We start from the raw sequence: 25,587 nt of genomic DNA, 5'->3' as shown, positions 1-25,587 counted from the left end.
GAGCGAGCGACTGTCACGCAGCCGTCATTTGCCGTGGCGGCGCGCGGATCGTTTAGAGAGCGTTCGACCCCGCACGCCGTGCGTCAATGTGCGTCTCAGCGATTGATTTCGTTCGCCGAGATCAGCTCGGCCACCAGCACTTGTGCGGGCCCTTGCAGGTAGTACTCGCTCTCGAGCGGCTCGCGCAGCTTCATGAACGTTTCCGTGCCGACCTGCATCGTTTCGCCCGCATGCATCCGCGCGCCGCTGTCCAGCAGGTAGTGCATCACGTTGTTGAAGATGCCGGAATAGCGTTCGCCTTCGTGATGGCCCGCCGCGAGCGCGGCGAAATCGGGCAGGCCGAACACGTCGGCGCCGTAGGTGCGCATCCACACGCCTTCGACGCCTTCGACCTCGTATTTCACGAAGCCGCAGAAGAACAGGTTCAGCGGGATGTCGCGCAGCACGTCGAGGCTTTCTTCGCCGAGTTCCTTCGCGTTGAAGACGCCGGCCGGCAACGACGTGTGCGCGTGCTCGTTCAGCACCGCGACGCCGTTCTGTTCGGCCAGCGCGCCGGCGACGGCCGCCAGCGCGACATACTGGTCGAGCGGATTCGCTTCATGTCCGGCGTAGTAGAGGATCACGTGGCTGCGGCTCGCGCGTACCTGCTGCTTCAGGTCCTGCCCGTAGTGGGCGGGCGCGACGCAGGTTTCCAGCGCGTCGGACGGATAGGGCGCATCGAAGCCGACCAGCCGGACGACGTGGTTGCCCCAGCCGGCGAGCCCGAATATCTGCTCCAGCGTCGGCTCGGTTTCGACGCGTGCCTGCTTCATGCTCGGGTGGTACGCGCGCAACGCAGCCGTCAGTGCGGCGATGTCGACCTGCAGCGGACCGTCGAAGACGACCGCCACGCTCAGCGGATTCTCGACGTCGGGTGCCGCGACCAGCGCGACGGGGTTTTCGGGCGTTTCCTTGCGGCCAAAGAATCGGGATATCAGGCTCATCGGATTATGTTTGTGTCGATGCCGTTACAGGGAGCGTGCCCTGTTCTCTCGGTCAGGGCATGCCGTCGGGATGACGGTGGCCCGTAGTTTCCCCGGCTTCGGCGAATCTGGCAAATATCCGATGGCGCGAGCGCCGGCGCATGCCGATCAGCGCGGCAGCGCTTCCGCCTCGGCCCAGCGCTTGAACGAATCGAGACGCCGGCGCGTCTGCACGAGATAGAACGCGCCGATCAGCGGTTCGAGCAGCCAGCGCAGCCAGGACGGCTGCGCACGGAAGTGGTACGTGAACTTCACCTCGGTCGACCCGGGCGTGCGCTCGGTGAAGTTCCAGCTGCCGCTGAAGCGTTCGAGCACTTTCGGCCCTTCGACCATTTCGACGGCGGCGACCTGCGGCGGACGGTACGAGATGTAGCGCGACACCATCGTCGCGCCCGACTGGCTGCGGCAGAACGCGTCCACGCCGACATCGGCGGTCGTTCCGTCGAGCAGATAGGCATCGATGAGAAAACTGTCCCACACGAGTCGCCGGCCGTAATCCTGCGACCACGTGAACAGGCGTCTGCGATCGACGCCGACGGTCCGGCTGACTGAGATCCTCATGAGGGCGGGTGCCAGGGTTCGGATTGGGATGCAGTCGAGTGTACCGCGCCAATAACCTGTGTTTCGTCAGACTTCGTCAAGTCGAGCGTGCGCTCGAATGGGATCGATTGACGCACCTCGGGAATTCCCCTAGGATTTGTCTCAACCCTTCGGGACAGACCCGGAGCGTTTCAATCTCTTGAGGGAGCCTCATGAGCACGCAACAGAACCGGCGCTTCGACGCGCTCGTTTTCATTGGTCGTTTCCAGCCTCCGCATCGTGGTCACCTGAACGTGCTGAAGTCGGCGCTGAGCCGGGCCGAGCGCGTGTGCGTGCTGATCGGATCGACCGACAAGCCCCGCACCATCAAGGATCCGTTCTCGTTCGACGAGCGCCGCCAGATGCTGGCCTCGCTGCTCGACGCGTCCGAGCGCGACCGCGTGACGATCGCCCCGCTGCAGGATTCGACCTACAACGACGGCGACTGGGTGCGCTGGGTGCAGGATGCGGTGGCCGGCGCGCTCGGCGACGTCGCGCAGCGCAAGGTCGGGCTGATCGGCCACGAGAAGGACGCCACGTCGTATTACCTGCGGATGTTCCCGCAATGGGAGCTCGTCGACGTCGACGCGACGGAAGACATTTCCGCTACCGAGATCCGCGACCAGTATTTCGCCGAACGGACCAACAGCTTCGTGCAGTGGGCCGTGCCGGAACCCGTGTTCGGCTGGCTCGAGCGGTTCCGCACGCAGCCGGAATTCGCGCAACTGAAGTCGGAAGCCGAATTCATCGCCGCGTATCGCAAGGCCTGGGCGGCCGCGCCGTATCCCGTCACGTTCGTGACGGTCGACGCGGTGGTCGTGCACTCGGGGCATATCCTGCTCGTGCGCCGCCGCAGCGAACCGGGCCGCGGCCTGTGGGCGCTGCCGGGTGGTTTCGTGAACCAGGACGAACGGCTCGATGCGGCGTGCATTCGCGAGCTGCGCGAGGAAACTGGCCTCAAGCTGCCGGAGCCCGTGCTGCGCGGCTCGATCAAGGATCGCCAGGTGTTCGATCACCCGACGCGTTCGCTGCGCGGCCGCACGATCACGCACGCGTGCCTGTTCAACTTCCCGACCGGCGAGTTGCCGCGCGTGAAGGGCAGCGACGACGCCGACAAGGCGCGCTGGGTTCCGCTCAACGAATTCGCGCAGATGCGCAACGTGATGTTCGAGGATCACTTCGACATCGCGTATCACTTCCTGGGGAAGCTGTGACGCGCTGATTCCCCGCATTCGGTCCGCCGCGACAGACGCGGCGGCACTTCAACGGCCTAGAGGAGCTCTAGCCATGCAAAACGATCCCGGCGGCTTTGCCGCGGTTCTCGCCAATCCGGTTCTCAACACGGATTCGTACAAGGCTTCCCACTTCCTGCAATATCCGCCGGACGCATCGGCGATGTTCTCGTACGTCGAATCGCGCGGCGGCCGCTACGACCGCACGCTGTTCTTCGGGCTGCAGATGCTGCTGAAGGAGTACCTGTGCAAGCCGGTCACGCACGCGATGATCGACGACGCGCGCGACTTCTTCACCGTGCACGGCGAGCCGTTCAACGAAGCCGGATGGCGTCATATCGTCGAGCACTACGACGGCTATCTGCCGGTGAAGATCCGCGCGGTGCCGGAAGGTTCGATCGTGCCGGTGCACAACGTGCTCATGACGATCGAATGCGACGATCCTCAGGTGTTCTGGCTCGCGTCGTATCTCGAGACGATGCTGTTGCGCATCTGGTATCCGGTGACGGTGGCGACCCGCAGCTGGCACTTGCGGCAAACGATTCGTCGCTTCCTCGACAGGACCGACGACGATCTCGCGCAACTGCCGTTCAAGCTGCACGACTTCGGTGCGCGCGGTGTGTCGAGCGCGGAATCGGCCGCGATCGGCGGCGCCGCGCACCTGGTGAGTTTCATGGGTTCGGACACGGTGCTCGGCGTGCTGGCCGCGAACCGCTTCTATCGCGAGCCGATGGCCGCCTACTCGGTGCCGGCGGCCGAGCACAGCACGATCACGTCGTGGGGGCGCGAAGGCGAGGCCGATGCGTATCGCAACATGATCAGCCGCTTCGGTTTGCCTGGCGCGATCGTATCGGTCGTGTCGGACTCCTACGATCTGTTCGCCGCGCTCGATCTGTGGGGCGGCGAACTTCGGCAGGCGGTGATCGATTCGGGCGCGACGCTCGTCGTGCGTCCCGATTCCGGCGACCCGGTGACGATCGTGCTGCAAACGGTGCGGGCGCTCGACGCATCGTTCGGGTCGACCGTGAACGGCAAGGGGCGGCGCGTGCTGAACCATGTGCGCGTGATCCAGGGCGACGGCGTCGACGAGCAGTCGATCGAAGCGATCCTCGCCGCGCTCGACGATGCGGGCTACGCGGCCGGCAACGTGGTGTTCGGCATGGGCGGTGCGTTGTTGCAGCGCGTGAACCGCGATACGCAGCGCTTCGCGATGAAGTGTTCGGCGATCCGGCGCGGCGGCGTGTGGCACGACGTCCGCAAGGATCCGGTGACCGATCAGGGCAAGCGCTCGAAGCAGGGGCGGCTCACGTTGCTGCGCAATTGGCGCACCGGCGAGTATCGGACGGTGACGCTGCCCGTTGCGTGGGACGATCGTGCGCTCGAAGGCGAATGGGACGAGGCGCTCGAGACGGTGTTCGACACCGGGCGTCTGCTCGTCGATACGTCGTTCGCGGAGGTCAGGGCGAGGGCGCACGCGGGGGAGGTGTGACGCAGGCGGTGGGGCAACCCGCCGCGGCACGGCCGGCGCGCGTCACCTGCCGGCCGGTATACGGCCGCCGGCATCCGCCGGCGCGCCGTCGCGCTCCGCTCCCCGCGCCGCATCCATCGCTCGCGCGAGCGCATCGAACACGGCGGGCCCCTTGCAGCGCGACACGTTGAAGCGCAGGTACGACGTCGCGCTGCGCGACGCGCTGAACACGTCGCCGGGGGCGAGCACCACGTCGTGGTCGAGCGCATGACGCGCGACGCGCGCCGCGTCGAGCCCGTCCGGCAATTGCGCCCATACGAACAACCCGCCGCGCGGCTCCGTCCAGATCCCGAGCCCGGCCCGCGCGAGGCGCCGGATCGTCTCGCCCATCGCATCCGCAAGACGCGCGCGCAGGCCGTCGAGATGGCGCCGGTACGTGCCGTCGATCAGCAGCCGATGCACGACGTTCGCGCCGATCTGCGCATTGCCGAACGACGTCGCGAGCTTCAGGTCGACGAGCGCGTCGATCCATTCCGGCCGCGCGGCGACATAGCCGCACCGGATCGCGGCCGACAGCGTCTTCGAGAAGCTGCCGATCGACACGACGCGCGACAGCCCGTCGAATGCCGCGAGGCGCGGCGCGGGCGTGCTTTCGAAATCCGCGAAGATGTCGTCCTCGACGATCAGCAGGCCGTGCTCGGCCGCGAGCGTCAGCAGCCGGTGCGCGACGGGCGGCGCGAGCGTCGCGCCTGTCGGGTTGTGCAGCGCGGCGTTGGTGATGTACAGGCGCGGTCGATGCTCGGCAAGGACTTGCTCGAAGCGCACGAGACCGGGGCCGTTCGGCGTGAACGGCACGCTGACGATCCGGGCGCGGTGCGCGCGCAGCAGCGCCTGGAAGTTGAAGTAGCACGGATCGTCGAGCACGACTGTATCGCCGGGCTCCAGCAGCAGGCGGCACACGAGGTCGAGCGCATGCGTGCCGCCGTCGGTCAGCATGATCTGCGCGGGCTCCGCGTGGACGCCGTGCTGCGCGAGCCGCCACGCGAGCTGCTGGCGCAGCGCCGGCAGGCCGAGCGGCGTCGCGTAGTCGGTCAGCGCGTCGGGTTCGTCGCGCGACACGGCGCGCAGCGCGCGGCGCAGGCTTTCGTCGGGCAGCCACGACGACGGCAACCATCCGCAGCCGGGCTTCACCGACGTCGGCGCCGCTTCGAGCGACTGGCGCGACAACCACAGCGGATCGAGCTCGCGATCGAGGCGCGGGCCCAGCTCGGCGAGCGCGAGCGGCGGCGCGTGGCCCGACACGTAGAAGCCCGAACCGCGCCGGGCGACGAGCACGCCTTCGCTCGCGAGCCGCTCGTACGCATCGACGACGGTCGATTTCGATACGCCGAGCGCGTCGGCCATCATCCGGATCGACGGCACACGCGCACCGGGCATCAGCGCGCGGCTCGCGATCCGCGCGTGGAGGGTGTCCATGACGGTTTCCACGCGCGTGCGCGACGGGGCGGGCGGAGCGGGCATCGGGGCGGAAGGGCTCATGACGAACGATGAACTGTACGGTCGTTTGTCCAGTACAGTTTGTCTGAATTGTATTGGGCTGTAGCTTACGCCGCTTTCGCCGGCGGCGGATCATCGGTCATCCACTTTCCATTCAGGGTTGACCGTGCAAAAGACGACCGACGGATGGCTCAGCGGCATGCTGGGCGTCATCATCTTCAGTGGCTCGCTGCCCGCGACACGTGTCGCGGTGCAAGGGCTCGATCCGCTGTTTCTCACGTTTGCCCGCGCGACGATCGCCGGCGCGCTCGGCCTGCTGCTGCTCGTCGTGCTGAAGCAGAAGCGGCCGTCGCGCGCCGAGGCCGTGTCGCTGGGCGTCGTCGCGCTTGGCGTCGTGGTCGGTTTCCCGCTGTTGACGGCGCTTGCGCTGAAGCACGTGACGTCGGCGCATGCGATCGTGTTCGTCGGGCTGCTGCCGCTCGCGACCGCGCTGTTCGGCGTATGGCGCGGCGGCGAACGGCCGCGGCTGCCGTTCTGGATCTTCTCGATCGTCGGCAGCGGCGCGGTGGCCGCGTTCGCGCTGCGCAACGGCGGGCAGGCGTCGGTGGTCGGCGATGCGCTGATGCTGGCCGCGATCGTCGCGTGCGGGCTCGGTTATGCGGAAGGCGCGCGGTTGTCGCGCCAGCTCGGCGGCTGGCAGGTGATCTCGTGGGCGCTCGTGCTGTCGCTGCCGCTGATGCTGCCGCTCGCGTGGCTGACCTGGCCCGCGTCGTTCGACGGCGTCGATGCCGCCGCGCTGTGGGGGCTCGCGTACGTGTCGTTGTTCAGCATGCTGATCGGCTTCGTGTTCTGGTATCGCGGGCTGGCGCTCGGCGGAATCGCGGGCGTCGGCCAGTTGCAACTGCTGCAGCCGTTCTTCGGCCTCCTGTTCGCGGCCGGGCTGCTGCACGAGACGGTGCCGCCGTCGATGGTCGTCGTGACGGTCGTCGTGGTCGGCTGCGTGGCGGGCGCGAAGTACTTCTCGAAGATGGCGCCCGCGCGGCGCGCGGGGTAAGGCAGGCGCCGCGGCGTGCCGCGCATCGGGCCGACGTTACCCGCTGCGCGGCTGGCGGCAAGCCTGGCCGTCGGCGTTCGTCACGCCGGGCGCGCGTTACTCGAACGTTTCGAGCGCGAGCAACTCGCCGATCGTCTGCCGGCGGCGGATCAGCCGCGGTGTGCCGCGATCGACCAGCACTTCCGGCGCGAGCGGCCGGCTGTTGTAGTTCGAGGACATCGACGCGCCGTACGCGCCCGCGTCGTGCAGGAACAGCAGATCGCCGATCTGCGGCTGCGCGAGCTTGCGGTGCGTGACCACGCCGCCTGCGTCCTGCGTGAACACGTCGCCCGATTCGCACAGCGGCCCGGCGATCGCGAGGTCGACGAGCGGCCGGCCGGCGGGCAGCGCGCCATCGTGCGCGTGCACCGACACCGCGTGATAGCTGCCGTACATCGACGGGCGCATCAAGTCGTTGAAGCCCGCGTCGATCAGCACGAAATCGTGCTTCGGCCGACGGTTGACGGCCTGCACCTCGGTGACGAGCGTACCGGCCTCGGCGACCAGAAAGCGCCCCGGTTCGATCTCGATGCGCACCGGGTGGCCGAGATGCCGTTCGATCCGCTTGCGCGCGGCGTCCCACTGGCTGAAGTAGTGGCCGACGTCGACGCGCGGCTCGCCGTCGCGATACGGAATCGACAGGCCGCCGCCGGCCGAGATCGCGTCGATGTCGTGGCCGAGCGACGTGACGAGATCGACCATCGCGTCGCACACCTGCGACAGGTGGCCGTAGTCGACGCCCGAACCGATATGCATGTGGATGCCGACCAGCTTCAGCCCGTACTGGCGCACGATCTCGATCGCGCGCGGCACGTCGTCGATCCAGATGCCGTGCTTGCTCTGCGGGCCGCCGGTGTTGGTCTTGTTGCTGTGGCCGTGGCCGAACCCGGGATTGACGCGCAGCCACACGCGATGGCCGGGCGCGTGCTCGCCGATGCGCGCGAGCATGTCGAGCGAGCCGGCGTTCACGGTCACGCCGTGCTCGAGCACCGCCGCGAGCGTCGGGCGGTCGATCAGGTCGGCCGTGAACACGACGCCTTCCGGCTCGCCTGCGGGACTGAACCCGGCCGCGAGGCTGCGCTCGATCTCGCCGAGCGACACGGCGTCGACGCACGCGCCTTCGTCGCGCATCAGCTTCAGGATATGGACGTTCGAATTCGCCTTCTGCGCGTAGCGGATCACGTCGAACTGGCGCAGTTGGGCGATGCGGTCGCGGATGACGTCGGCGTCGTACACCCACAGCGGGGTGCCGTATTGCTGCGCGAGCGTCGCGAGCTGGCGGGAATCGAGGGACATGGCGGATGAATCGGATCGAATGAACGGATAGCCGGATGATGCGCCCGATTGGCTATACAGTAAAATGCCTGTTTATCATCATTCGATTCATTGTTGATATATACGATCATGCTGACGCACCGTCATATCGAGGTTTTCCGCGCGCTGATGGTTACCGGCAGCACGACCCGCGCGGCCGAGATGCTGTACACGTCGCAGCCGACGATCAGCCGCGAGCTGACGCGGATGGAGCAGGTCGTCGGCTTTGCGCTGTTCGAACGCGCGCACGGCCGGCTCCGGCCGACGATGGCCGCGCTCACGTTGTTCGACGACGTGCGGCTCGCGTATGTGGGGCTCGAGCGCGTCGCGGCGACGGCAGCCCGCCTGCGCGAGTTTCGCGACGGGCAACTGTCGGTGATCGCGCTGCCGGCGTTCTCGCATGCGATCCTGCCCGGCGCGTGCCGGCGCTTTCACGACGCGCATGCGGGCGTCAGCGTGTCGGTCGCGACGCAGGAATCGCCGGTGTTGGAGGAGTGGCTCACTGCCCAACGCTACGACCTCGGGCTGACCGAGCACGACGTCGCGCCGGCCGGCACCGTGCTCACGCCGCTGCTCGAAGTCGATGAAGTGTGCGTGCTGCCCGACGGCCATCCGCTGCTCGCGCAGGATGCGGTCGACCTGCTGGATCTCGCCGACCGCCCGTTCGTGAGCCTGTCGCTGAACGATCCGTACCGCATCCTGATCGACGAGGCGTTCGCGCAGCTCGGCGTCGCGCCGCGCTCGGTGGTCGACACGCCGTCGGCCGTGTCGGTATGCGCGTTCGTGCGGCAAGGGCTCGGGGCCGCGATCGTCAACCCGCTCACGGCGCTCGATTTCGTCGGCCGCGACCTGCACGTGCGGCCGCTGACGCGGTCGTTTCCGTACCGGGTCAGCATGATCGTGCCCGAGCACCGGCCGAAGAACCTGCTCGTCGATGCGTTCGCCGATGCGCTGCGCGCCGAAGCGAAGGCGATTCGCCGCCGGCTGGCCGCCCACCTCGGCTAGCGGCACCGCCGTATGATGGATGTTTCGCTGTCATCATCGCTATCGTTGCCATCGCCGCCGTTTTCCGGAATCCCGTCATGACCGACGCATCGTCTTCCGTCGAACAACCGACCCTCACCGGCGCACGTATCGTCCTGCGCCCGCTCGATGCGTCCGACCGGCAGGCGCTGCTGGACGCCGCGGCCGACGGCGAGTTGTGGAACCTGGCGGTCACGGTCGTGCCGGGCGCGCAGACGATCGACGCCTACCTCGACGCGGCGTTGCAAGGGCGGGCGGCCGGCACCGTGATGCCGTTCGTGATCGTCGATCGCGCATCGGGCCGCGTAATCGGCAGCACGCGCTTCTGGAAGATCGACCGCAAGAATCGCAAGCTCGAGATCGGCCATACGTGGCTGAGCGAATCGGCGCAGCGTACGCGTGCGAATACCGAAGCGAAGCGGTTGCTGCTGGGCTATGCGTTCGACACGCTGCACTGCGTGCGCGTGCAGTTCACGACGGACGAGCTGAACGAGAAATCGCGCGCGGCGATCCTGCGGCTCGGTGCGAAACAGGAGGGCATCGTGCGTCACGAACGGATCATGCCGGATGGCCGCAAGCGCAACTCGGTGCGCTTCAGCATCATCGGCGACGAATGGCCGGAAGTGCGGGCGCGACTCGACGCGAAGCTGGCGACGTAAAGGGTGACGTGCGAGGCGGGGTGCTCGGTGCTTGAGAAGTGCGTCGCTCCGCAGGCAGGGGAGGCGGCGCGACGGCGGGGAAACGGTGCGCCGCGCACGATGCGCGGCGCTGCATCGCATGAATTACTGCGCCGATGCGAGGTGATGACGCTGCGCGAGCTTCTGCGCGTCCGCGTAGTGCGCCTGCAGGATCGGCAGCGCCTGGCGGGCGACTTCCTTCAGCTTGGTGTCGCGGCCCGATGCGATTTCGGCCTGGAACGCCGAGATCGCCTTCTGCTGGCCGGCGAGCGCGACCTGTTCCATATACGCCTTGTCGAACTCGGCGCCGCGCAGGCTCTTGATGCTGTTCAGCACGGTCGTGTCGGGGTCGTTGGCCGGCACGTCGACGCCGCGCGGGCTGGCCGCGCGCATCGCCTGGATGATCTTCGCATCGTCGGTCGACACGCGTTGCGCGAACGCCTTGACCTGGCTGTCCGACGTGCGCGAATCGGCGATGCGCGCGGCGTCGTGCTGGGTCGACACGGTCTTCGTGCCGTCGGTGATGAAGGTCTGGTCGGCTTCGTGGATGCGCGTCGCGGTCGCGGCCGGCGCAGCCGATGCGCCGGGTGCCGGTTGTGCGGTTTGCGCGGTCGCCGTCACGGCGACGAGAAGCAGGCCGGCGGCAGACAAGGCAAGGCGCGAAATGTGGGGAAAGCGGTTCATGGGACCTCCTTTCGATCGGGGCTCTGGTTGAAAAACGGATCGTGCGATCCGTCGCTGTGCGAGAGACCGGGCGCGCCCGGGCCGGGTTCGACTGTCGCTCTGCCGCGGCGGCGTTCGAAGTGTTTTCCGGCCCGACTGATTCTAGGAGAGCGGTCGGCAGGCAGGTGCAACCGTGCTGTGGCTTGTGTAACGGTTGGTAAGACGAATCGATCGGCCCGCGTGCAGCCCGGTAGCGCGTACCTGATGCGCATGCGGCGGCGGCAATTTTTGCGCGAGTGCGGCGCATGCAATGCATGAGATGCGCGTACGTGTCATCGGCATTTCATCGGCGCGATGTCGTCGCGGCTATTGCCGTGGCGGCGTGGCGGAGGCGAGTGGGCTGCGCGTGTGCGTGGCGTGCATGAAGCGTTATACGCGATCGAGCAGCGCATCGAGGCGCGGCAGCAACGGCGTCGCGCAATGTGCCTGCAACGCGTCGGGCGCCGTGTAGCCCCACGCGACGCCCTGGAACGCGATATGTGCGCGGCGTGCCGCGTCGGCATCGCGGATTTCGTCGCCGACGTACAGCACTTCGTCGGCGCGTACGCCGGCCTCGCGTACGAGCGCGCGCAGACGGCGCGCCTTGCCGAACAGTGGAATGCCGCACGCGAAATGGTCGACGCGCGAGCCGGCGCGCGGGCCGAGCCGGTCGCGCACGATCTCCTCGGTATTCGACGTGGCGATCGCGATGCGGATGCCGCGCGCGGCGAGCGCGTCGAACGTTTCGTCGACGCCGGGAAAGAGCCGCACGTTCGCGACGCGCGGCCGCATCAGGCGGCGCATGTCGATCGTCACGCGCGGCACTTTCCACATCGGCACGTCGAGCGCGCGAATGATGTCGCGCGCCGACATCCCGCGCAGCGCGGGACGCAGTTCGGGCGTGGCGTCGCGAAAGCCGTGCAGGCGCGACGCTTCCGACAGCGCGGCGAGAAAACTGTCGAGCGAATCGGCGAGCGTGCCGTCGAAGTCGAAGGCGACGAGGCGGTAGGTCATGAAGCGGCGTGGCAGGTTGATCGGGCGGACGACATTGTCACCGAATCGAGGCCGGCGATGTGGCTACGTGGCCGCCGCGGATCGTGGCGCCCCTTGTCCCCCGCCCCACGGCGCGGTATCGTCGATGCTCCGCCTTCCGCCCCCGAACCGGAGAACAGACGTGCCCGCCGCCACTCCCGCCACGCTGAGATTTTCCACCGACAAGCGCGAACTCGACGTCGACGCGATCTTCGACTTCCTGCATCGCGACGCGTATTGGTCGCAGGGCATCCCGCGCGACGTGGTCGAGCGGGCGATCGAGGGCTCGCTGTGCTTCGGCGCGTATGTCGGCGACCGACTCGTCGGGTTTGCGCGGCTCGTCACCGATCACGCGACGTTCGCCTACCTGTGCGACGTGTTCGTGCTGCCGGCCGAGCGCGGCAACGGCTACGGCCGCGCACTGATCGACCATATATTCGCGGAGGAGATGGTGCAGCGGCTGCGGCGCATCATGCTCGCCACGACCGACGCGCACGAACTCTATCGGCCGGTCGGTTTCGGTTCGCCCGCGAACCCCGAGCGGCTGATGGAGATCCGCCGCCCCGACATCTACGCGAAACGCTGACGCGCGGCGCAGCGCATACAATACGCGCTTTCCGTTTTTGCCGAAGAGCTGCCCACCATGACCGAACAGGAAGCCGAACAACTCGCGACGCACCGCCACTACAAGGGCGGCCTGTACCGCTACATCGGCGTTGCCCGCCACTCCGAAACCGAAGAATCGGTGGTCGTCTACGAGCATCTGTGGCCGCATGCGCGCGGCCTGTGGGTGCGACCGGAAGCGATGTTCAACGGCAATCTCGAAGACGGCACGCCGCGTTTTCGCAAGCTGCGCGACTGAGCGCGCGCCACCGGCGCGGGAGCCGGTGTCTAGCCGGCGCCGCCCGGCTTGTCGTGCGACGCCTGTTGCCGCAGCGCCATCGCGAAGAAGCGCCGGATTTCATCCATCAACTCCACCCGGGCCGACGCGAAATCGAACGCCCGCCGGTTTTCGTGCGCGTAGCGCCGGCGCCAGTCGTCGGCCGCATGCCGTGCTTCCCGCGCGCGCAGATCGTCGAGCTCCGGCGTGCGCAACGCGTGATCGGCGATCAGTGTCACGCCGTCGCGGCTCACTTCCAGCACGCCGCCCGCGACGAGCAGGCGGCGATGTTCGCCGGTCGGCGCATCGACGAGCATCACGACGCCCGGCCGGATCCGCGTGAGCAGCGGCGCGTGGTGCGGGTAGATCCCCAGTTCTCCGCTTTCCCCCGGAACGACGACGAAATGCGCGTCGCCGGCATACAGCACCGCTTCCACGCTGACGATGTCGAGCTTCATCGACGTCTTCATGCGTACTCCTTCAGACTGCCGCCGCGCCGGCGACGATTTCGCACAGCTCGGTGGTGATCTGCGCCTGTCGCGTTTTCTGGTACAGGTGCCGCAGTTCGCGCAACACGCGGTCGGCGTTGTCCGTCGCGGTCTGCATGCTGAACATCCGCGCGCATTGCTCGCATGCGTGGTTCTCGACGACGGCCTGATAGAGCATCGCCTCGACGTAGCGCAGCAGCAACGTGTCGACGACCGGTCTGGGCGCGGGCTCGTACAGATAGTCGGACGCGGGCGCGCCGTCGGTCGGCGCGGCGGTGTCGAGCCCCACGATCGGCAGCATTGCATCGATGCGCGGCTCGTACGCGAGCGGGCTCGTCAGCCGGTTGTACGCGATGTGCACTTCGTCGAGCTCGCCGTTGACGAACGCGGTCAGCGGCACGAGCAGCGCACCGAGCAACTGCTCGAAGTGCGGCTCGGCGGCCAGGCCGCTCGCGCGTGCGGCAATGGTCGCGCCGTGGCGCAGCAGCGGCGCGAGGCCGCGCGCGCCGATCACGCTCAGTTCGCACGCGACGCCGGCCCGGTCCCAGCGTTCGAGCGCATCCACGCACTCGACGAGCAGCCGCGCGTTGAGCGGCCCGCACAGCCCGCGATCGGTGCTGACGACGATCAAGCCGACGCGGCGCACGGTGTCGCGTCGCGCCATCAGCGCCGATACGTGGTCGGGACGGTCGCGCAGCACGCGTTCCGCCATCGCGCCGATGCGCGCCGCGTACGGGCGGAATTCGCGCGCGCGTCGCTGCGCGCTCGCCATCTTGGTGCGCGCCATCATTTCCATCGCCTTGGTGATCTTGCGCGTGGACGAGGTACTGGCGATCTTCGCGCGGATTTCGCGTATGTGCATGTCAGGGGGGCTCGCGGCCGTCCGGATGTCATCGTGCGGATTCATGCTATCGGGACTTCACCTGAAACGATTGACGGAAATCAAACGACTTCGCCCGGTCCCGCACCAGAATCCGTTCACATGATCCTCGCGAAGGGGCAGTCGATGACCGAGTTGCGCACGCATCAGAAATACGACGCGCTGATTGCGCGCTGCCGCGCATTGCGCCCGGTGACGGTCGCGGTCGCGCATCCGTGCGACGAGGTATCGCTGCACGCGGCGGCCGAGGCGGCCCGGGCCGGCATCATCGTGCCCGTGCTGGTCGGCCCGGTGGCGCGGATCACGAGGCTCGCCGCGACGCTCGGTGTCGACCTGTCCGGCTATCGGCTCGTGGACGCGCCGCACAGTCATGCGTCGGCGGCGCGTGCCGTCGAGCTGGTGCGCGCGGGCGACGCACAGGCGCTGATGAAGGGCAGCCTGCACACCGACGAGTTGCTGGCGGAAGTCGTGCGCGCCGATACGGGGCTGCGCACCGGGCGGCGCCTGAGCCACGTGTTCATCATGGACGTGCCGACTTACCCGAAGCCGCTGTTCATCACCGACGCGGCCGTCAATATCCGTCCGACGCTCGAGCAGAAGGCCGACATCGCGCAGAACGCGATCGATCTCGCGCATGCGCTCGGCATCGCCCGGCCGAAGGTGGCGATCCTGTCGGCGGTCGAGACGGTCAGCTCGAAGCTGCCGTCGACGCTCGACGCGGCCGCGCTGTGCAAGATGGCCGAGCGCGGCCAGATCACCGGCGCGCTGCTCGACGGGCCGCTCGCGTTCGACAACGCGATCAGCCCGGAGGCCGCGCGGCTCAAGCATCTCGGCTCCGCGGTCGCGGGCGATGCGGACATCCTGCTCGTGCCGGACCTCGAGGCCGGCAACATGCTCGCGAAGGAGCTGACGTTCCTCGCGAATGCCGATGCGGCCGGCATCGTGCTCGGCGCGCGCGTGCCGGTGATCCTGACGAGTCGCGCCGACAGCGAGCGCACGCGCCTCGCGAGCTGCGCGGTCGCGGCGCTCGTCGCGGCGGCGGCGCGCGAGACGGCGACGCCCGTGGATGCGCCGGCGGTTGCGGCCGACGCACACTGACGAGGCCGCGATGCGACATCCCGTCCTGGTGCTCAACGCCGGCTCGTCGAGCCTCAAGTTCTCGGTCTACGACACGCGCGACGATCGTTCGCTCGATGCGGGCCTGCACGGGCAGGTCGAGAACCTGCATGACACGCCGCATCTGTTCGTGGCCGACGCGCACGGCGCGACGCTCGTCGACAGCCCCGTCGCGCGACCGGGGCATCAAGGCGCGATCGAGGCGCTGCACGCGTGGTTCGCCGCGCACGTCGGGCGGGAGGCCGCGTTCGACGGCGTCGGGCACCGGGTCGTGCATGGCGGCCCGTATTTCACCGCGCCGGTGCGGATCGACGCGCGCGTGCTCGATGCGATCGCGTCGCTTTCGCCGCTCGCGCCGCTGCACCAGCCGCATCACGTCGACGCGATTCGCGCGGTTGCCGCGGTTGCGCCGAACCTGCCGCAGGTCGCGTGTTTCGACACCGCGTTCCATGCGACAGTGCCGGCGCTCGAACGGGAGTTCGCGTTGCCGCGCGCGCTGACCGAACAGGGCATCGTCCGCTACGGGTTTCACGGGCTGTCGTACGAGTACATCGCGACGGCGCTCGCGGCCCTCGATCCGTCGTGGGGGCGGCAACGCACGGTCGTCGCGCACCTCGGCAACGGCGCGAGCCTGTGTGCGCTCGAGAACGGCCGCAGCGTCGCGACGACGATGGGCTTCACGGCCGTCGACGGGCTGCCGATGGGCACGCGCACGGGCGCGCTGGACCCGGGCGTGATCCTGTATCTGCAGCGTCACGCAGGCCGGTCGCTCGACGAGGTCGAGCATCTGATCTATGCCGAATCGGGCTTGCTCGGCGTGTCCGGCGTGTCGAGCGACATGCGCACGCTGCTCGCGAGCGACGCACCGTCGGCCGCGCATGCGGTCGAGCTGTTCGCCTATCGCGCGGCCCGCGAGCTTGCCGCGTTGGCCGGCGTGCTGGGCGGTCTCGATACGCTCGTGTTCACGGCGGGCATCGGCGAGCACGCGCCGCAAGTGCGCGAACGGGTCTGCCGCCGCGCCGCGTGGCTCGGCATCGTGCTCGACGACGCGGCGAACGCCGCCGGCCTGCCGGTGATTTCGAGCGACGCGTCGCGGGTGACGGTGCGCGTGATCCCGACCGACGAGAACCTGATGATCGCGCGGCACACGCGCCGCGTGCTGGACGACGCGATCCCTTCCACGCCGTATCCGACCCGCTGAGACCTCCGATGACAGCACGCGACACGCCTTCCCCTGCCGTCAGCGCCCCCGCGCTGCCGATTTTCTGGCCGATGGCCGCCGCCACGGCGTTGTTTGCGGCCGGCTCCGAGATCACGGCGCGCAATCTCCGCTTCCTCGCGGAAGAGGAGAAACTCCATTTCGAAGCACATCCGGCGCTGGCATCGGCGAACCGGCCGTTGCTGGCGCTGCGGACGATGACGTTTCGCGATTATTCGGCCGCGCCGGCGCACGGGCTGCCGACGATCGTCGATGCGCCGTACGCGGGGCACAGCGCGATGATCGCCGACTACCAGCCGGGGCAGAGCCTGATGCAGACGCTGCGCGAGCACGGCGTGACGCGTCCGTACCTGACCGACTGGCGCTCGGCCACCGAGGACATGAAGGACCTCGAGATCGACCAGTATCTGGCCGAGCTGAACGTGTGCGTCGACGAACTCGGCGGCCGCGTGAATCTCGTCGGCCTGTGTCAGGGCGGCTGGATGTCGGCGATGTATGCGGCGCGTTTCCCGCACAAGGTCGCGAGCCTCGTGCTGGCCGGCTCGCCGATCGACACCGACGCGGGCGACGGCCCGATCAAGCGGATGGTGCACACGTATCCGACGTCGTTCTACGAAGAACTCGTCACGATGGGCGGCGGGCTGATGCGCGGGCGCTTCATGCTGCGCGGCTGGAAGAACATGCATCCCGACCAGCACTATCTCGCCGAGCACGTCGACCTGTACGAGCATCTCGACGATCCCGACTACCTGCGCAAGCGCGAGGTGTTCGCGAACTGGTACGAAAGCCCGATCGACCTGCCGGGGCGCTGGTACCTGCAGGCGATCGTGCAGATCTTCAAGGAGAACCGGCTCGCGAAGGGCACGTTCGTCGCGCTCGGGCGCACGCTCGACCTGAAGGACGTCGCGTGCCCGGTCTATCTGCTCGCCGGCGAGGCCGACGACATCACGACGCCGGAGCAGGTGTTCGGCGCGCGCGATCTTCTCGGGACGCCCGCGTCGCGGATCGAGAGCCGGCTCGTGCCGGGCGGCCATATCGGCCTGTTCATGGGGTCGCGCACGCTGACGACGGTGTGGCCCGACATCGCGCGGTGGATCGCGGCGCAGCGCTAGATCGACACGGGGGCGACATGACGTTGCGACACAAGCGTGGGCTCGTCGTCGGCATCGCGAACGCACAGAGCATCGCGTGGGGATGCGCGCGCGCGTTTTGCCGGGCGGGCGCCACGCTCGCGGTGACCTGGCAGTCGGACAAGACCTTGCCGCACGTCGAGCCGCTGTTCGCGCAACTCGACGCGCCGATCCGGATGCCGCTCGACGTCGGGCAGCCCGACCAGATGGCGGCGGTGTTCCACGCGATCGCGGCGCAGTGGGGCGAGATCGACTTCGTGCTGCATTCGGTTGCGTATGCACCGAAGGCCGATCTGCAGGGCCGCGTGGTCGACAGTTCGCCGGAGGGCTTCTCGCTGGCGATGGATACCTCGTGCCATTCGTTCATCCGGATGGCGAGGCTCGCCGAGCCGCTGATGACGCGCGGCGGCAGCCTGATGGCGATGAGCTATCTCGGCGCGGAGCAGGTCGTCGCGAACTACGGGGTGATGGGGCCGGTGAAGGCCGCGCTCGAGGCGAGCGTGCGGTATCTGGCGGCCGAACTCGGCGGCGCGGGCATTCGCGTCAACGCGATTTCGCCGGGCGTGCTGCCCACGCGCGCGGCGTCGGGCCTGCCGGACTTCGGCCGGCTGCTCGACGACACCGCACGCCGGGCGCCGCTGCATCACGCGCTCGACATCGACGACGTTGGCGCGTTCTGCGCGTTTCTCGCCAGCGACGGCGCACGGGCGATCACGGGCGGCACGCACTATGTCGACGCCGGCATGCACATGCTCTGACGCGCCCGCGGCACGCGGTGTTCAGGGCCGCGCGAATGCCTGCACGAGGGCCGGTGGCGCGTGGCCGACCGTGACCTCCGGCGTGCCGTGCCACGCCGCGAGTTTCTTCACGGCCTTCGCGACGTCGGCCGCGAGCCCGGTGCCGAACCGCACGCCGGGCTCGACGTGCACGGCCTTCAGTTCGAACGTGCCGAGCGTGCGATGCGCTTTCGCATCGACGCGGCCGACCAGCCGGCCACGATGCAGCACGGGCAGGCAGAAATAGCCGTAGCGTCGCTTGTGCTCGGGCGTATAGCACTCGATCGTGTAGTCGAAACCGAACAGCGTCGACGCGCGCCGCCGGTCCCACACGACCGGGTCGAACGGCGACAGCAGCGTCGTGACCGTCGAGCGCAGCGTGTCGGCCGCGGCGGCAGGCAGCAACGTGTCGAGCGAGCGGTGCACGTAGGCCGGCTCCTTCCAGTCGTCGATCTGCACCGGTATCAGGTCGCCGGCCTCGGCGAGCCGCTCCAGCTCCGCGCGGTACGAACGGCGCGGCAGCCGATAGTAGTCGGCCACCCAGTCCGCGCGCACGACGCCGAGCGCGCGGCACGTATAGTCGAGCAGCGCCGGCAGCACCGCATCGCGCGGCGGCACGTCGCGCGCATCGTCCCAGTCGGGCAGCACGCGCTCGCGCACGTCGTACACGCGCTGGAAATTGCGGCGCTCCGACACCATCAGGTCGCCCGTCGTGAACAGCACTTCCAGGTGGCGCTTCTCGGGCTTGCGATCCCACCAGCCGTTGCCCTTCACGCCATCCTCGCGCGCGAAATCGGCCGACCGCACCGGGCCTTCCTCGCGAATCCGCGCGAGCAACCGTTCGATCTCCGTACGATTCTGCTCGTGCCATTCGGCCGCATATTTCCAGCCCATCCCCGACGGATCGAGCATCTTGTAGCGCATCAGCCCGAACTGCTCGATCGGCAGGAAACACGCTTCGTGCGACCAGTATTCGAACAGGCGCGCCTCGGCGAGATGTTCGTCGAGCCAGTGCGGCGGGAAATCGCCGAGACGGCTGAACAGCACGAGATACGGGCTGCGCGCGACGACGTGGATGGTGTCGATCTGCAACTGCGCCATCCGGCGGATCGTGTCGAGCACGTCGGACTTGGTCGCCTTGCGGCGCGGCGGTGTGAGCAGGCCCTGTGCGGCGAGATGGAGGGCGCGGGCGGCGGCAGGCGAGAGCGTGAGCATCGGCGGGACGGTCGAGGATGGCGATCGGGAACCACTTTAGCGCGAAAGCGGCGCGCGCGTGCGACGTGCGATTGCAACGCGTCTGACAATGGTTGACAGATGCGTTTTGCAAGTTTCCCTATAGTGCAGTTCATGGCGCGACGACAAATGCGCGCAACGATTCCGCTTCCGACGCACATATGTCCATGGCACGCAGGAAGCGAATCCGGGATTCCCGACCCCCATCGGGAGACCCGGAGCCCTGAGCGGACATCCATGCGGCTGTGCACCGGCCCCGTGTGGATGTCCGCTGATTTTTTTGTTTTTCCGGTTTTCGTCCGTTGCCGCGCGACAGGCCACGCCGCCGCGCCGGCCGCTTATGCCCGCTTGCCGCGCGCGACTTCGTCGCCGGCGCCGGGCGGCAGCCGGCGCGTGATCGGAATCGACGCGAACGAGCACAGCCCGACCACGAGGAACGCCGGCCAGAAATCCGACCACATCATCGTCTGGTGGCCCTGGAGCCAGTGCGACACGTGCAGCACGAGGCCGGCCACCGTCACGCCGAGGCCGAGCGACATCTGCTGGACGACGCTGCCGAGGCTCGTCGCGCGGCCTGCGTCGCGCGGCGAGATGTCCGCGTAGATCATCGAATTCAGGCTCGTGAACTGCAGCGCGGGGAAGATGCCGCCGACGAGCACGATCAGCCAGATCGCCCAGGTCGCCATGCCGGGATGGAACACGCCGTACGCGGCGATCGCGAGGCCCGCGAATGCCGCGTTGTAGATCAGCACCGTGCGAAAGCCGAAGCGGCGCAGCGTATGCGTGGCGGTCGAGCGGCTCACCGCGCCGCCGAGCGCGGACGCGCACGTGATGAGCCCCGAGTGGAATGCGCTCATGCCGAGCCCTTCCTGCAGCGCGAGCGGCAGCAGGAACGGCACCGCGCCGAGCCCGATGCGGAACAGCGAGCCGCCGACGACGCTCGCGTGGTAGGTCGGGATCTTCAGGAAACTGAGGTCGAGCACCGGCCGCTCCTTGCGGCGCGCGTACGGCACGTACAGCGCGAGCATCGCGGCGCCCGCCGCGCACATGATGACGGCGTTCGAGCGCGACGTGAGCGAACCGTCGATCAGCGTGAGACCCATCAGCAGCAGCGCGGCGCCGCTGGCCGACAGCAGGAAGCCGAACCAGTCGAGCGGGCCCGGATCGGGCTCGTGCGTGTTCGCGATGTGCTTGCTCGCGAGGTAGATCCCGTAGAGGCCGATCGGCACGTTGATGAAGAAGATCATCCGCCAGTGCAGATAGGTCGTGATGAAGCCGCCGACAAGCGGCCCGACCGTGGGCCCGAACAGCGCGGGGATCGCGAGGTAGTTCATCGCGCGCACGAGATCGGCGCGCGGCACCGCGCGGAAGATGATGATGCGGCCGACCGGCACCATCATCGCGCCGCCTACGCCCTGGATGAAGCGTGCGAACGTGAGCACGCCGAGGGAGTTGGACGCCGCGCACATCAGCGAGCCGACGACGAAGATGCCGATCGCGGTGCGGAACACGGCGCGCGCGCTGAAGCGGTCGGCGAGCCAGCCGCAGATCGGGATGAACACGCCCAGACCGACCACGTAGGCCGTGATCGCGATGTTCAGCGTGACGGGGTTGTGCCCGAAGTCCCTCGCCATCGCGGGCAGCGCGGTGACGATGATGTTCGCGTCGACGCTTTCCATGAACAACGCACAGGCAACGATGAGCGGTGCTAGAAAGACGGGCGACATGGGCAGGGCGCGCGGTAAAGGCGCCATTATGCCCACAATGTGACCGCTGCGTCACGTACGACAACAGTTGTTCCGCATGTTGCAACAGTCGTCTTTTCCGGCGAATGGCGCGGAAAGGACGACCGCGCACGTGCGAGCGATGCGCTGCCTGGGCGATGAACAACGCAGCATCGTCGTAGCGATGCGCACGCGTTTTCGACGCGAGGCAGGAGGGCGACGCGGCGATCTCCGAACCGCGTGTCGCGCGGCAGGTCGACCGCGCGTTCGAGCTGGAATGCGCGCAGAAGGATCGACGTTGGCCCGGTCATGTCGATTTCTTTTGACGGCGTGGCCGTGCGTTTCTAGAATATGAGCGCTTGCTCACATTCCAAGGCTGCCTTCCCGCCATGTCCGAATCGTCGTCGCGCATTCCGCTTTCGCCGCGCAAGGCGCCGCGCCAGCGCCGCTCGGTGGCCACGGTCGATGCGATCGTCGAGGCCGCCGCCCGCGTTCTGGAGCGCGACGGTTTCGACGGTTACACGACGAACGCGGTCGCCGCGCTGGCCGGCGTGAGCATCGGCTCGCTCTATCAATACTTCCCGAACCGCGATGCGCTGACGGTCGCGCTCGTCGAGCGCGAGAGCGCGCATCTGCTCGACGACGTCGACCGGGCGGCCGCGCTGTCGTCTTGCGACGACGTGCTGCGCACGCTGGTGCGCGGCGCCGTCGCGCACCAGATGCGCCGGCCGGCGCTCGCGCGGCTGATCGATTTCGAGGAGGCGCGGTTGCCGCTCGGCGTTCGCGCCGCACGCGTCGCGGACCGCATCCACGCGACCTTGCTGCATGCGCTCGGGCTGCGCGATGCGCCGCGCGTCGCCGCGCCCGACGTCGTCGCGCACGATCTGCTCGCGATCGTGAAAGGCATCGTCGATGCGGCGGGCGCGCGCGGCGAGACCGATGCGGATGCGCTCGAAGCGCGTGCGTGGCGGGCGGTACGCGGTTATCTCCGGGAGTCGCGCGAATCGAAACTTGCTTGACATGCATGTTTCGTGCGACAGTCAGGCCCATTCGCACCACAACACATGACGCGTATCGATCGAAGGCCATCGAGACGAACGCGCGCGCGAACGAGACCTCGTGCCGATCCACTCACCATTCGAAAGGAGGGGACACGCCATGACGTCACGTCGTGCCGCACCGCTTGCATCTCGCTTCCCGTCGCGTCAGTCACCGCCCGCGCCGCGTCCGCGCTGGGCCGCCGCACTGGCCATCGCCTATCTCGCCGTCGCCGGCTGCGCCGCGCAGGCCGACAATGCGCACCAGGGCGCCGCGCAAGCGGCCAGCCAGTCCGCGTTGCCGGCCACATCCGCAGCCGTGCCCGCTCCCGCATCCGGCACGCTGCTGCCGCCGCCGAGCCAGCTCTACGGCGACCTGTTCGTCGCGGTGCAGACCGCGCAGCTCTATCCCGACCAGAAGACCTTCGTCGACGCCACGCCCGATACCGATCCCGCGACGATCGTGCAGTTGTATCAGCAACAGAAATCGCAGCCGGGCTTCTCGCTGAAGGCGTTCGTCGACCAGCATTTCACGCCGCCCCCGGAAGGCGGCGTGACACCGCCGCCGAACCAGACGCTGCGCCAGCACATCGACTGGCTGTGGCCGCAGCTCACGCGCACGAGCACCACGGCGCTCCCGTACAGTTCGCTGATTCCGCTGCCGAAGCCGTACGTCGTGCCGGGAGGCCGCTTCCGCGAAGGCTACTACTGGGACACCTATTTCACGATGCTCGGGCTGCAGGTGTCGGGGCGCGAGGATCTCGTCGACGACATGCTCGACAACTTCGCATACCTGATCGATACGGTCGGGCACATCCCGAACGGCAATCGCACGTACTACGTGAGCCGTTCGCAGCCGCCGTTCTTCGCGTACATGGTCACGCTCGCCGCGCAGGTCGAAGGCGACAAGGTCTACCAGAAATACCTGCCGGCGCTGCGCAAGGAGTACGCGTACTGGATGCAGGGCGAAACCACGACGCCGCGCGGGCAGGCGGCGCGCAACGTGGTCGCGATGCCCGACGGCGCCGTGCTGAACCGCTACTGGGATGCGCGCGACACGCCGCGCGACGAGTCGTATCTCGAGGACGTGACGACCGCGAAATCGGTGCCGTCCCGTCCGGCAAACGAGGTGTACCGCGATCTGCGCGCGGGCGCCGAAAGCGGCTGGGACTACAGCTCGCGCTGGTTCGGCGACGGCAAGACGCTCGCGACGATCCGCACGACCTCGATCGTGCCGGTCGACCTGAACAGCCTGATGTTCCATCTCGAGACGACGATCGTGAAGGGCTGCGCGGTCACGCGCGACATCGCCTGCGTGGCCGATTTCTCGGCGCGGGCTGGACGGCGTGCGGCCGCGATCAATCACTACCTGTGGAACCGTCGCGGCTATTACGGCGACTATGACTGGCAGTTGCGCAAGCCGCGCGACGGCGTGACGGCGGCCGCGCTGTATCCGCTGTTCGCGGGCGTCGCGTGGCCGGAGCGTGCGAAGGCGACCGCGCGCGAAGTGCGCAAGACGCTGCTGCAGCCGGGCGGCCTCGCGACGACGACCGAGAACACGGGCCAGCAGTGGGATGCGCCGAACGGCTGGGCGCCGCTGCAGTGGATCGCGATCGACGGGCTGCGCCGATACGGCGAACCGGCGCTCGCGAAGGACATCGGCACGCGTTTCCTGTCCGACGTGAAGCAGGTGTACGCGGCCGAAGGCAAGCTCGTCGAGAAGTACGTGGTCGAGGGCGCCGGCACGGGCGGCGGCGGGGGCGGCGAATATCCGCTGCAGGACGGCTTCGGCTGGACCAACGGCGTGACGCTGAAGCTGCTGGGGCTGTACGGCGAGTAATGCACGGCGCGTGCCGCGTGCCCGCATTGCAACCCGACGCACGGGCCGGCCGGTCGCGCAAGCGCCTGGCCGGCCCGTGTTTTTATGCGGCGGGTATCAGAACGTGATCGTCGTGCGCACGCCGACCACCGTCTCGTCGCCGATGCGCGCGCCGGCCGCGTTCGGGTTCGGGATGCCGCCGCCCGGACGGAAGAAGTGCTGCAGGTCGGCCTGCACTTGCCACCACGGCGCGACCTGATACTGGTACGTCGCCTCGATGACCGTCTCCGCGCGGCGCACCGGATAGCCGGGCGTCGTGTACGCGCCGGTGTCGCCGTCGAGGCCGCGCGCATGTGAGCCGATCTTCGCATAGCCGATTGCGATGCCGGCGACGTCGTTGTCGCGTCCGACGAACGGCGCCTTCAGCGTCACGCCGGCGTTGGCCGCGAAATCGACGATGTTGCGGTCGCCCGGCGAGCCCATCACGCGCGCGAACACGCCGACCGAGCGCGGGCTGTCGGCCGACGGCCGCCACACCATCTGGTCCGCGACCGCGTAGAAGCCGTAATTGCCGCGATGCGTGGCAGGCGTGCCGTTGCTCGCCGGATCGGCGAGCGACAACCCGTCGGTGCCGTAGCGCGAATCGTTCGCGTGCTGCGACTGATACCAGACGCCGAGTTTGTAGGTGCCGGGCAGGCCGGCCGGCTGCGGGGCCTTCGGATCGGCGGGCGGCGCGTTCAGCGCGTACTGCACTTCGCCGATCACGAATGCGCCGCTGCGCAGGTTGAAGTTGGTGCCGTGCGCGTTCAGCACCTGCGCGTCGCCGTCGCTGCGGCCGGCCGGGTTGCCGTCGAACACGCCGACCATCGCGCTCCACGCGTCGGCCGGCTTCACGCGCAGCCGCACGCCGAGCGACGACAGCGGATACGCGGGGCCGCCGGACGGCAGGTCGGTGGACGGCAGCACGGGCCAGCCGAACGTCGCGTTCATGAACGTCGCCGCGTTCTGGCTCACCATGAATTCCTGGTCGACGCTCTGCTGACCGACTTTCACGTCGACCTTGCCGTCGAACAGCGACTGCTGATACCAGAGCTCCCACAGGCGCGTGGTCGAATTGGCTTCGATGCCGGTCGCGGTCTGCAACGTCTGCAAGTAGCGCTGGGTGAGGTTGGTGCCGTGTATCTGCAGCCCCGACACGTTGAACGTGCCGCCCGGCAGGCCGATCGCCTTGCCGGTGTCGACGTTGAAGCCGAATTGCGTGAGCCCCTGGTATGCGCCGCCGCGACCCGTGCCGCCGGACGTGTCGTACAGGTACTCGCTGGTTTCCTGCAGGCTCAGCGTGACGCCGTGCTCGTCGAGCACGTCGCGCAGGCCGCCGATGTTGCCGAGCAGGTTCGATCGCTCCCACAAGCCGGTGGGCGCGGGCGCGGCAGCATCGGCGGCCTGTGGTTGCGCGGGAGCGGCCGCATCGCGCGCGCCGGCCGCCGGTTCGGTCGTGGTGGGAGACGCTGCCTGCGCGAATGCGGGGCTGGCGGCGAGCGACAGCAGCAGCGTGGCGAGCGCATCGACGCGCAGCTTGCGCGGGACGGATTGCGGATGATTCTTCATGTGGTTCCGTTGGCGGTTTGATTAGTTAAGCTGAGGAA

24 protein-coding genes are annotated in these 25,587 nt (G+C 68.3%); 13 read left to right on the top strand and 11 right to left on the bottom strand.

All coding sequences use genetic code 11. The features are described 5' to 3' along the window. Nucleotides 1-95 precede the first annotated feature (95 nt). A complete protein-coding gene (locus QZM72_RS12195; protein ID WP_089470247.1) occupies nt 96-983 on the bottom strand; it encodes a DUF4261 domain-containing protein in 888 nt (295 codons plus the stop codon). Nucleotides 984-1,130: 147 nt separating this feature from the next. Then, nucleotides 1,131-1,583, bottom strand: coding sequence for a type II toxin-antitoxin system RatA family toxin (locus tag QZM72_RS12190; RefSeq protein ID WP_089470246.1), 453 nt, complete (start codon nt 1,581-1,583; stop codon nt 1,131-1,133). Between the two features lie 191 nt (nt 1,584-1,774). Here QZM72_RS12190 and QZM72_RS12185 point away from each other — a divergent pair, with 191 nt between their 5' ends. Both QZM72_RS12185 and QZM72_RS12180 read left to right on the top strand, forming a co-directional pair. Beyond that, a complete protein-coding gene (locus QZM72_RS12185) occupies nt 1,775-2,815 on the top strand; it encodes a bifunctional nicotinamide-nucleotide adenylyltransferase/Nudix hydroxylase (protein ID WP_069617299.1) in 1,041 nt (346 codons plus the stop codon). A gap of 73 nt (nt 2,816-2,888) precedes the next feature. Further along, nucleotides 2,889-4,322, top strand: coding sequence for a nicotinate phosphoribosyltransferase (locus QZM72_RS12180; RefSeq protein WP_089470245.1), 1,434 nt, complete (start codon nt 2,889-2,891; stop codon nt 4,320-4,322). Between the two features lie 42 nt (nt 4,323-4,364). On the opposite strand, the gene QZM72_RS12175 is transcribed toward QZM72_RS12180, so the two are convergent. Beyond that, a complete protein-coding gene (locus QZM72_RS12175) occupies nt 4,365-5,840 on the bottom strand; it encodes a PLP-dependent aminotransferase family protein (RefSeq protein ID WP_089470244.1) in 1,476 nt (491 codons plus the stop codon). A 124-nt stretch (nt 5,841-5,964) separates the two neighbouring features. Between QZM72_RS12175 and QZM72_RS12170 the strand changes: the two genes are divergently transcribed. Continuing rightward, nucleotides 5,965-6,852 carry a DMT family transporter gene (locus tag QZM72_RS12170; protein ID WP_089470620.1) on the top strand — a complete coding sequence of 296 codons (888 nt, stop codon included), beginning with the start codon at nt 5,965-5,967 and terminating at the stop codon, nt 6,850-6,852. A 96-nt stretch (nt 6,853-6,948) separates the two neighbouring features. Here the strand turns inward: QZM72_RS12170 and lysA are convergent, their stop codons facing one another. Then, nucleotides 6,949-8,187: a diaminopimelate decarboxylase gene (lysA, locus tag QZM72_RS12165; RefSeq protein ID WP_301738199.1), complete on the bottom strand. Its 1,239-nt coding sequence runs from the start codon at nt 8,185-8,187 to the stop codon at nt 6,949-6,951. 108 nt (nt 8,188-8,295) lie between these two features. Here lysA and QZM72_RS12160 point away from each other — a divergent pair, with 108 nt between their 5' ends. Together QZM72_RS12160 and QZM72_RS12155 are read left to right on the top strand one after the other, a co-directional pair. Next, on the top strand, nt 8,296-9,210 hold the full coding sequence (locus tag QZM72_RS12160) for a LysR family transcriptional regulator (RefSeq protein ID WP_089470242.1): 915 nt from the start codon (nt 8,296-8,298) through the stop codon (nt 9,208-9,210). 77 nt (nt 9,211-9,287) lie between these two features. Next, a complete protein-coding gene (locus QZM72_RS12155; RefSeq protein ID WP_301738197.1) occupies nt 9,288-9,887 on the top strand; it encodes a GNAT family N-acetyltransferase in 600 nt (199 codons plus the stop codon). A 123-nt stretch (nt 9,888-10,010) separates the two neighbouring features. Here the strand turns inward: QZM72_RS12155 and QZM72_RS12150 are convergent, their stop codons facing one another. Both QZM72_RS12150 and QZM72_RS12145 read right to left on the bottom strand, forming a co-directional pair. Further along, nucleotides 10,011-10,589, bottom strand: coding sequence for a DUF4142 domain-containing protein (locus QZM72_RS12150; protein ID WP_301738196.1), 579 nt, complete (start codon nt 10,587-10,589; stop codon nt 10,011-10,013). Nucleotides 10,590-10,997: 408 nt separating this feature from the next. Beyond that, a complete protein-coding gene (locus QZM72_RS12145) occupies nt 10,998-11,621 on the bottom strand; it encodes an HAD hydrolase-like protein (protein WP_301738195.1) in 624 nt (207 codons plus the stop codon). A 160-nt stretch (nt 11,622-11,781) separates the two neighbouring features. On the opposite strand from QZM72_RS12145, the gene QZM72_RS12140 reads away from it, so the two are divergent. Next, nucleotides 11,782-12,225, top strand: coding sequence for a GNAT family N-acetyltransferase (locus tag QZM72_RS12140; RefSeq protein ID WP_301738194.1), 444 nt, complete (start codon nt 11,782-11,784; stop codon nt 12,223-12,225). A gap of 57 nt (nt 12,226-12,282) precedes the next feature. Next, nucleotides 12,283-12,501, top strand: a complete 219-nt coding sequence (locus QZM72_RS12135; RefSeq protein WP_006480837.1) for a DUF1653 domain-containing protein — start codon at nt 12,283-12,285, stop codon at nt 12,499-12,501. Nucleotides 12,502-12,530: 29 nt separating this feature from the next. Here the strand turns inward: QZM72_RS12135 and atpC are convergent, their stop codons facing one another. Then, nucleotides 12,531-12,989, bottom strand: a complete 459-nt coding sequence (atpC, locus tag QZM72_RS12130) for an ATP synthase F1 subunit epsilon (protein ID WP_301738193.1) — start codon at nt 12,987-12,989, stop codon at nt 12,531-12,533. 10 nt (nt 12,990-12,999) lie between these two features. After that, nucleotides 13,000-13,869, bottom strand: coding sequence for an ATP synthase F1 subunit gamma (atpG, locus tag QZM72_RS12125; protein ID WP_301738192.1), 870 nt, complete (start codon nt 13,867-13,869; stop codon nt 13,000-13,002). On the opposite strand from atpG, the gene QZM72_RS12120 reads away from it, so the two are divergent. Genes QZM72_RS12120 through fabI form a run of 4 tightly spaced genes read left to right on the top strand, consistent with a single transcriptional unit; the run spans nt 13,864 to nt 18,110 of the window. Continuing rightward, nucleotides 13,864-14,985, top strand: coding sequence for a phosphate acetyltransferase (locus tag QZM72_RS12120; protein ID WP_301738191.1), 1,122 nt, complete (start codon nt 13,864-13,866; stop codon nt 14,983-14,985). The genes atpG and QZM72_RS12120 overlap by 6 nt on opposite strands. Before the next feature lie 10 nt (nt 14,986-14,995). Beyond that, the gene (locus QZM72_RS12115) at nt 14,996-16,204 is read left to right on the top strand and encodes an acetate/propionate family kinase (RefSeq protein ID WP_301738190.1); all 1,209 of its coding nucleotides are present in this window, start codon (nt 14,996-14,998) and stop codon (nt 16,202-16,204) included. A gap of 8 nt (nt 16,205-16,212) precedes the next feature. Beyond that, a complete protein-coding gene (locus QZM72_RS12110; protein WP_301738189.1) occupies nt 16,213-17,334 on the top strand; it encodes an alpha/beta fold hydrolase in 1,122 nt (373 codons plus the stop codon). A gap of 17 nt (nt 17,335-17,351) precedes the next feature. After that, entirely contained in the window at nt 17,352-18,110 is a 759-nt protein-coding gene (gene fabI, locus QZM72_RS12105) for an enoyl-ACP reductase FabI (RefSeq protein WP_301738188.1), read from the top strand. A 21-nt stretch (nt 18,111-18,131) separates the two neighbouring features. Here fabI and QZM72_RS12100 read toward each other — a convergent pair whose 3' ends face one another. Both QZM72_RS12100 and QZM72_RS12095 read right to left on the bottom strand, forming a co-directional pair. Then, a complete protein-coding gene (locus QZM72_RS12100) occupies nt 18,132-19,343 on the bottom strand; it encodes a winged helix-turn-helix domain-containing protein (RefSeq protein ID WP_301738187.1) in 1,212 nt (403 codons plus the stop codon). Nucleotides 19,344-19,699: 356 nt separating this feature from the next. Continuing rightward, nucleotides 19,700-21,088: an MFS transporter gene (locus QZM72_RS12095; protein WP_089470231.1), complete on the bottom strand. Its 1,389-nt coding sequence runs from the start codon at nt 21,086-21,088 to the stop codon at nt 19,700-19,702. Between the two features lie 386 nt (nt 21,089-21,474). Between QZM72_RS12095 and QZM72_RS12090 the strand changes: the two genes are divergently transcribed. Next, nucleotides 21,475-22,104, top strand: a complete 630-nt coding sequence (locus tag QZM72_RS12090; protein WP_301738186.1) for a TetR/AcrR family transcriptional regulator — start codon at nt 21,475-21,477, stop codon at nt 22,102-22,104. 139 nt (nt 22,105-22,243) lie between these two features. Further along, the gene (gene treA, locus QZM72_RS12085) at nt 22,244-23,962 is read left to right on the top strand and encodes an alpha,alpha-trehalase TreA (protein WP_301738185.1); all 1,719 of its coding nucleotides are present in this window, start codon (nt 22,244-22,246) and stop codon (nt 23,960-23,962) included. A 96-nt stretch (nt 23,963-24,058) separates the two neighbouring features. Here the strand turns inward: treA and QZM72_RS12080 are convergent, their stop codons facing one another. Further along, entirely contained in the window at nt 24,059-25,549 is a 1,491-nt protein-coding gene (locus QZM72_RS12080; RefSeq protein ID WP_301738184.1) for a carbohydrate porin, read from the bottom strand. Nucleotides 25,550-25,587: the final 38 nt, after the last annotated feature.

The sequence above is a fragment of the Burkholderia sp. AU45388 genome (assembly GCF_030481585.1).
In the GTDB taxonomy this organism is placed as follows: Bacteria; Pseudomonadota; Gammaproteobacteria; order Burkholderiales; family Burkholderiaceae; genus Burkholderia; species Burkholderia sola.
The sequence above is the reverse complement of the archived record's forward strand: the minus strand, read 5'-3'. Positions and strand labels throughout refer to the sequence as shown.